The organism is Micromonospora sp. NPDC049679, assembly GCF_040659735.1.
GTDB lineage: Bacteria > Actinomycetota > Actinomycetes > Mycobacteriales > Micromonosporaceae > Micromonospora_I.
Window position 1 is genome coordinate 1 of sequence record NZ_JBFANZ010000078.1, and the last position, 6,818, is coordinate 6,818.

Genomic DNA, 6,818 nt, shown 5'->3' on the forward strand with positions numbered 1-6,818 from the left:
CGGTGGAGTGGCCGGTCTTCGCCGGGTTCGTCATCTTCGTCTGGGTCCGCGAGGTGCGGCACACGCTGCGCGGCGGGGAAGCGCCGGCGGAGGAGTTCGACCAGCCGGTGGCGGCCGGCATCCGCCGGCCGGTGCGCACCCGCGTTTCGGTCGCTGCCGATGACGGCGGTGACAGCGAGCTGACCGAATACAACCGCTACCTCGCGTGGCTGAACGAGAATCCGGGCGCCCGGCCCGGTGACTACCCCGGCTGAGCCGGGCAGGAAGGACGGAAACACCGTGGGCGCTGCCCTGACCCGATACCGCCTGATCGCCTACGTCGTGGGTGTCGTGCTGATCCTGCTCGTCGTGGTCGGCATGCCCCTGAAGTACCTGTTCGACCAGCCGGTCGTCGTGCAGACCGTGGGCCCGGCGCACGGGTTCCTCTACATGGTCTACCTGGTCGCCGCGTTCGACCTGGCACGCCGGGCCAACTGGCCGCTGAAGCGGATGGCACTGGTGATGCTCGCCGGCACCGTCCCCTTCGTGTCGTTCTACGCGGAACGGGTGGTGAGCCGCTGGGTGCGCGAGAGCGCGCCGGTGGAGCGACCCGAGCTGACCGTCACACGCTGACCCGCGCGACGCCGTCCTCGACCAGACTCCCGAGCCAGAGCCGCTCGCCGTCCTGGCGGACCCCGGTCACCATCCGGTAGGTGCCGCTCGGCCCGTGCAGCGTCCGCAACACCTTGCCCGCGCCGTCGACCAGCGCGACCAGGCCGTAGCGGCGGGGTTGCGGCTGCAGCAGGTCGGGCAGGAGCGCCGCCACCTGGCGGACGAAGGGGTACGGCAGCAGCCGCTCCTCGATCGGCAGTCGGGGGCTGGGCAGCGCCACCCAGTAGGTGCCGTCCCCGACGGCCGAGAGGTTGTCCGGGTACGCGGGCAGGTCGGCGAGTCCGGTGACGGCGCCGTCGAGCGTGATCCGGAGCAGCCGGTGGGTGCTCGTCTCCGCGACCACCAGCGCGGACTCGTCGGGGGTGAGCGCGACGCCGTTCGGGAAGTAGAGCCCGGGGGTGACCACGTCGACGCGCCGGGTGCGCGGGTCGTAGCGGAGCAGCCGCCCGTTGGGGCGGTGCTCGAGCAGGTCCCGCTTCCAGGTGTCGATGCCGTAGCGGTCGGAGCTGTCCGTGAAGTAGACCGTGCCGTCGGCGGCGACGGCGGCGTTGTTGCAGAAGCGGATCGGGGCGCCGGCGGCCGTGTCGGCGAGGTCGGTGACGACACCGTCGGCGGTCACCCGGAGCAGCCCGCGGTCGGCATCACAGACGACGAGGCTGCCGTCGCGGGGGTCCGTCTCGATGCCGAGGGGACGCCCCCCGGTCTCCGCGAGCAGCTCCGGCCGGTCGCCGGGTCGGGCGTCGCCGGCCCAGCGCCAGAGCCTGCCGTCCACGCCGCCGGCGACGAGGCGGCCGTCGGAGTCGACCAGGACGTCTTCGGGCGCGCCCCCGGTCGGGAGCGGGAACCGCTCGACCTCGTCGAGGCGGAGATCGACGGGCGCCCAGGCCCCGTCGAGCGGTGGTGGGACGGTCGCTGTGGCGTGGGCGGCACGGATCCAGCGGGGGGCGGGGCGGGTACCAGTACGTCGGCTCATCGTCCGTATTGTCACCGCGAGGGCCTTGTCGGGGGAATCCCTCCTCGCTAATGTTCTCCCGCGCGCCCAAGTGGTCACACCAACCGTGGGCGGCAGTATCGGACACGATCCGGCCAGTTTTGCGCTAAAGCCGTAAATCACGTTATGCGGGCGCGGCACTCGTGCGCCCGAAACCGGGCGACCGCAAGCGGCGGCGCCCGCCTTCTTCGCTGTCGAGGAGCAACACAATGGCCCAGAGCGACGCCCGGGGCACGACGGTGTGGCGCAAGAGCACCCGGTGCGACTCGCACCAGTGTGTCGAGATCGCCCTCGGCGATGGGCGGGCGGCGGTCCGCGACTCGGCGTCCCCGGACCATCACCTCAGCTTCGCCGCGCCCGCCTGGCAGCGCTTCGTCTCCGGCGTGCGCACCGGCACCTTCACGGCCGGCTGACTCCGCACACGCCGCCACCCTCATCCGCGCCGCGCTCACCGCGCCGCGCACGCGCCGCCGACCTCCCGCCGCCGTCCGCCCTTTCATTCACGCCGCACCGTCTACTCCCGACACCTCCGATGTGGCACATTCGACACAGCGGGCCGGTCGCCGCGTGCCGAGAGCGCGTGGTGTCCGGCGGGAGGGGCGCAGATGCGGGATCGACCGGGGCCATGGCGACGGAGCAGCCGGTGCGACACCCAGGCGTGCGTCGAGGTGCGCCCGGACGGCGACCACGTCGACATCCGCGATTCGGCCCAGCCGGACGGGCCCCTGCTGACGGTCACGGCGGATGCCTGGCGCCACTTCCAGTCGGCGGTGAAGCGCGGTGGCCCGCCCGCCTGAGGGTGTCGCCCGACCGGGCAGACGACCGGTCCGGGGCCGATGGCGCATGCCGGAAGGCGCAACGTACCCGGTGTACCCTCGTGGCGAGCTTGGCACGGTCACAGGTGGCGGCCCGCCGGCTCGCGGTGCGCAAGACCGGAGCGACTTCCCCACGCGGTGGTCCATCGCGTCGTCCACGGAGGGTGCGTCGATGACGACGGTGCAGGGGCCGACCGTCGGCCGCCGGCGGTTGCGCTCGGCCTTGCGCCGCGCCCGCGACGCCGCGGGGATGACGCAGGAACAGGTCGCCGCCGCGATGGACTGGTCGCTGTCCAAACTGATCCGCATCGAGGCGGGCAGCGTCTCGATCTCGACCAACGACGTCAAGGCCCTGCTGCACCACTACCGGATGACCGACCCACGTCAGGTCGCCGAACTCGTCGAGCTCGCCCGGGTCTCCCGGCGCCGCGCGTGGTGGGCGCCGTACAAGGACTCCCTGCCGGCGAGCTACGCGGCGCTGATCGGGCTGGAGGCGGAAGCGGTCGCCCTGCGCTTCTTTCAGGCGGCGGGGATCCCCGGCCTGTTGCAGACCGAGTCGTACGCCCGGGCCATCTTCGCCGCCGCCGCGCCGCCCGAACAGGCCGGACCCGGCGACGTCGACATCGCCGTGGAGATCCGCCTACGACGTCAACGAGAGGTGCTCCGCCGACCGGATCCGCCGACGATCCAGGTGGTGCTCGACGAGGCGACGCTGCACCGGCAGACCGGCGGTGCAGCGTGCCTGCGCGAACAGTTGCGGCATCTGGTGGCGATGGCGAGCGCCACCAACGTCACGATCCAGGTACTGCCGTTCACCGCTACCGACTACGCGGTCGCCGCTCCGTTCACCATCCTCGAGTTCGCCGATCGCGACGACACGGATGTGGTCTACGTGGAGGCCGCGATGCTGCAGGACGTGATCGACAACCCGGAGGCCGTCAAGCCCTACCAGGTCATGTTTCCCCGACTGCAGGAGAAGTCGCTCGCTCCGGCGCAATCACTCGCCCTGATCGCGAGCATCGCGGGGGAGCTCGACTGACCTGAGAGGAGGGGCATGTCCGCAGTGCAGGGACCCACGCTCGGACGGCGTCGGCTGCGCGCCCGGCTCCGCGCGGCGCGGATCGCGGCGGGGCTCACCCAGGAGCAGGTCGCGTCCGCGATGGAGTGGTCACCGTCGAAAATGATCCGGATCGAGGCCGGCACGGTGAGCATCTCCACCACCGACGTGCTCGCCCTGGTGCGGCTCTACGACGTCACCGACGAGCGTCGCGTCGACGAACTGGTCGCGCTGGCCCGACGTTCCCGGCTGCGGCACTGGTGGTCATCGTTGCGGGCGACCCTGCCACCGTCCTACGCCGCGTACATCGGGCTGGAGGCGGAGACGTCGTCGATTCTCTATTTTCATCCGACGGGCCTGCCCAACCTCTTCCAGACCGAGTCGTACGCGACGGCGGGTGCGACGCGGACCGGCGAGGGCGGTCAACCCGCCGTACGCCTCGGTCGGCAGCGTGAGGTCCTCGGCCGACCGGATCCGCCGCAGGTCGTCGCCGTGCTCGACGAGGCGGTCCTGCGCCGGATCGCGGACGGCCCGCACGATCTGCGCGATCAGCTCCACCACCTGCTCTCCCTGTCCAGAGAGCCACACATCACGATCCACGTGCTCCCCTTCACGACCGGCGTCAACCATCACCACGGCCCGTTCGCGATCCTGCAGTTCGCGGAGGCGCACGCCGCCGACGTGATGTACGTGGAGAGCGCGGCCGCGGAGGACGTGGTCGATCGACCCGGCGTGGTCGACGCCTATCGCGGGGAGTTCGAAAGGCTGTGCGGGCTGGCACTGAGCCCCGGGGAGACGAGCGCGCTCCTCGACCGGATGGCGGGCGAGCCGGACTGATCGCCCGCCCGGCCCGCCTATCGCCGCTTCGGCACCCAGATGGGGGTCGAGGCGACCGGGTCGGCCAGGCTGCCCAGCCGCGATGCCTCCTGCGCGCGCACCAGAGCCCGGGTCACCTGGCCGTACTGCCGTTCCTCGTCGCTGCTGTAGAGCAGCGTCGTCAAACCGCGGTACTGCCCCCAGAGCTCGTAGGAGCGCGGCCGCACCCGATGACCGAACCACGCCATCACCCCTGGCACGAAGGCGGCCGCGGCCAGCGCGAGGTAGGTCGCCGCAGTGAGGTGGTTGATGCCACGGAATCCGAGCGCGGTTCCCATCGCGCCGAGCACCACGGCCGTGGCGCCGACCGCGCGGCCGGTGAGCCGGTCCTGGGATCCGCGGACCGTCTGCAGGTTGCTCAGTTCGCGGACCGGAAACCGGCGCCCGGCGACGATGAACCATTCGGGCGTGATGTAGATACCGGGCTGACGGTAGAGCGGGACGGGTATCCGGGGCGCGACGACATCGGGGGTAACGGATTGTGTACCTGGTAGGCGCGGGTTGTCGCGGGTAGCATGCACGTGTGCCTCCAACGGCTCGTGAGGCGGGCTGGTGTGGCGGTTTCTGAGATCGGCACCTGGTGGCAGCCAGGTGCCGATCGCCTGTTCCATAAGAGCGCCGTTGCCGCGAGTCCTTCCGGCTCGTGTCCATTGTGCAAAGGGCAAGCTCGATAGCGGAAGCCGTGCAATCTGCTACCTGGCAGATTGGCAGGGCGCAGCAAGCCTCCTGGACACCCATTCGCGCCCTTCGTTGTCTTTTGTCATGCGCGCTGATCTCGTGGGACGCGCGAAGAGCGACGAAAGCGGCAAACGGCCGCGCCGACCGACCGCGACGCACCGACGCGAAGATCAACAACGCATCGGACGGCACAGGGTGACGCTTCGACTTCAGATGCATACGTTGGGTGAGAACGACAATCAACCGATCAGTCCGTCTGTCACAGATCACCCCGGAGTCACTTTCGCGCCCTGCCGTGCCCGGCTAGGTTGGAGAGGCTGGTCCGGTAGGCAGTCATCCCAATCGGTGACGCCGGCCCGGCGCTGCCGAATCGTCGCCTGAGCGCCACGCAGAGTTACTGCTAGGGTCGCGGGCACATGGCGAACCGGGGACCCACCTTGTGCGTTGGGGTGAATCCGCGTCCGCGCGGTAGGGCGACCTTTCCCGCCCGAATCCGTCAGCTAACCCGGTAGGCGGCCAAGGGAAGAAGGGTCTTGTCTGTTTTGTCATCCTCACGGATGCTGCTGCGCGCCCTCGTCCTGACCGGTCTCTCGATCGGCATGGTCGTGCCCGCAACGGGCGCTCTGGCTGAACCCTCGGCCGCTGAGCTCACGCAGCAGATCAACAAGTCCTCGGTCGAGCTGGAGAAGGTTGTCGAGTCCTACAACCGGCTCAACGAGGAGAAGAAGAAGACCAAGGCGGCGGCCGACGCGCTCGCCGCGAAGATGGGCCCGCTCGAGCAGCAGCTCGGCAAGGCCCACGCGGAGCTCGGCGAGATGGCGTCCACCGCGTACAAGAGCGGCGGCCTGAACGCGGCCGGCGCCCTGCTCGGCGGCGCGGAGAGCGACAGCTTCGTCACCCGGCTGGGCGCGCTGGACCAACTCGCCCGGGACCGCCAGGAGCAGGTTTCCGCGTACACCGCGAGCCGTCAGCGGTACGACGCGGAGAAGAGCCGGCTCAACGCCGCCCTGATCCGACAGGACGCGCAGGGCAAGGAGCTCGGCGACCGCAAGAAGAAGATCGAAGCCGAGCTCGACAAGCTGAACGCGATGCGGAAGACCGTTTACGGCTCCGCCACCTCGACCAGCGGTGGCTACACGGGGCGCGTCCCCTCCGTCGCCGGATCGGCCGGCACGGCGGTGCGCTACGCGTACGGCGCGATCGGCAAGCCGTACGTCTGGGCCGCCGAAGGTCCCGGCGGCTACGACTGCTCCGGGCTCACCCTCGCGGCATGGCGCGCGGCCGGGAAGTCCCTGCCACACAACACCGACATGCAGTGGAACGTCGTGACACACATCAGCCGTGGCTCGCTGCAACCCGGCGACCTCGTGTTCTACAGCGGTATGGGACACGTCGCGCTCTACGTCGGCGGCGGCAGGATAATCCATGCCCCGACGTTCGGCGAGAGCGTGAAACTCGCCAGCGTCGACGTCATGTCGCCCATCGGCTACGGCCGGGTCCGCTAACCCCGACCGGGCGCCACGTGCGCTGATCGACGCTGGCCGGGTAGCCCCTACGGGCTACTCGGCCAGCGGGGTCCGAGTCCGTCGCGTCCCCGTTCGGTGCCGCCGCCCGGTGTGCGCAGGGTGCGCGGTCGGCAGAGACAGAAACGGGGGGCGGGGGGGGGGGCCGGGGGGGCCGCGCCGCGGGGGGGGTGGTGGGGGGGGTTAGCGGCGACGGGGGGGGGGGGGGGGGGCGGCACCCGCGCCCC

At 70.8% G+C, this 6,818-nt stretch carries 8 protein-coding genes, 1 pseudogene and 1 riboswitch; of the genes and pseudogenes, 7 read left to right on the forward strand and 2 right to left on the reverse strand.

Annotated elements, in window-relative coordinates; all coding sequences use genetic code 11:
* A pseudogene (locus tag AB0J06_RS26060) lies at window positions 1-254 on the forward strand (hypothetical protein); the annotation flags it as partial.
* 25 nt (window positions 255-279) lie between these two features.
* A complete protein-coding gene (locus AB0J06_RS26065) occupies window positions 280-612 on the forward strand; it encodes a DUF3817 domain-containing protein (RefSeq protein ID WP_357432280.1) in 333 nt (110 codons plus the stop codon).
* On the opposite strand, the gene AB0J06_RS26070 is transcribed toward AB0J06_RS26065, so the two are convergent.
* Window positions 602-1,624, reverse strand: coding sequence for an SMP-30/gluconolactonase/LRE family protein (locus AB0J06_RS26070; RefSeq protein WP_357432282.1), 1,023 nt, complete (start codon window positions 1,622-1,624; stop codon window positions 602-604). The two genes, AB0J06_RS26065 and AB0J06_RS26070, sit on opposite strands and share 11 nt — an antisense overlap.
* Window positions 1,625-1,851: 227 nt before the next feature.
* Between AB0J06_RS26070 and AB0J06_RS26075 the strand changes: the two genes are divergently transcribed.
* From AB0J06_RS26075 to AB0J06_RS26090, 4 genes are all read left to right on the forward strand, one after another.
* A complete protein-coding gene (locus AB0J06_RS26075) occupies window positions 1,852-2,055 on the forward strand; it encodes a DUF397 domain-containing protein (RefSeq protein ID WP_357432284.1) in 204 nt (67 codons plus the stop codon).
* A 192-nt stretch (window positions 2,056-2,247) separates the two neighbouring features.
* Window positions 2,248-2,439, forward strand: coding sequence for a DUF397 domain-containing protein (locus AB0J06_RS26080; protein ID WP_357432286.1), 192 nt, complete (start codon window positions 2,248-2,250; stop codon window positions 2,437-2,439).
* A gap of 190 nt (window positions 2,440-2,629) precedes the next feature.
* Entirely contained in the window at window positions 2,630-3,496 is an 867-nt protein-coding gene (locus AB0J06_RS26085; RefSeq protein WP_357432288.1) for a helix-turn-helix transcriptional regulator, read from the forward strand.
* Between the two features lie 15 nt (window positions 3,497-3,511).
* Window positions 3,512-4,351 (forward strand): helix-turn-helix transcriptional regulator, encoded by an 840-nt coding sequence (locus AB0J06_RS26090; RefSeq protein WP_357432290.1) that lies wholly within the window; start codon window positions 3,512-3,514, stop codon window positions 4,349-4,351.
* 17 nt (window positions 4,352-4,368) lie between these two features.
* Here the strand turns inward: AB0J06_RS26090 and AB0J06_RS26095 are convergent, their stop codons facing one another.
* A complete protein-coding gene (locus AB0J06_RS26095) occupies window positions 4,369-4,911 on the reverse strand; it encodes a DUF6232 family protein (protein WP_357432292.1) in 543 nt (180 codons plus the stop codon).
* Between the two features lie 545 nt (window positions 4,912-5,456).
* A riboswitch (cyclic di-AMP (ydaO/yuaA leader) is annotated at window positions 5,457-5,598 on the forward strand.
* Window positions 5,599-5,625: 27 nt separating this feature from the next.
* Between AB0J06_RS26095 and AB0J06_RS26100 the strand changes: the two genes are divergently transcribed.
* Entirely contained in the window at window positions 5,626-6,573 is a 948-nt protein-coding gene (locus tag AB0J06_RS26100; protein ID WP_357432294.1) for an NlpC/P60 family protein, read from the forward strand.
* Window positions 6,574-6,818 lie beyond the last annotated feature (245 nt).

Excerpts from the sequence above, each read along its gene's own strand:
- AB0J06_RS26070 (WP_357432282.1), bottom strand. The coding sequence starts at position 1,624 with ATGAGCCGACGTACTGGTACCCGCCCCGCCCCCCGCTGGATCCGTGCC.
- AB0J06_RS26075 (WP_357432284.1), top strand. The coding sequence starts at position 1,852 with ATGGCCCAGAGCGACGCCCGGGGCACGACGGTGTGGCGCAAGAGCACC.
- AB0J06_RS26080 (WP_357432286.1), top strand. The coding sequence starts at position 2,248 with ATGCGGGATCGACCGGGGCCATGGCGACGGAGCAGCCGGTGCGACACC.
- AB0J06_RS26085 (WP_357432288.1), top strand. The coding sequence starts at position 2,630 with ATGACGACGGTGCAGGGGCCGACCGTCGGCCGCCGGCGGTTGCGCTCG.
- AB0J06_RS26090 (WP_357432290.1), top strand. The coding sequence starts at position 3,512 with ATGTCCGCAGTGCAGGGACCCACGCTCGGACGGCGTCGGCTGCGCGCC.
- AB0J06_RS26100 (WP_357432294.1), top strand. The coding sequence starts at position 5,626 with ATGCTGCTGCGCGCCCTCGTCCTGACCGGTCTCTCGATCGGCATGGTC.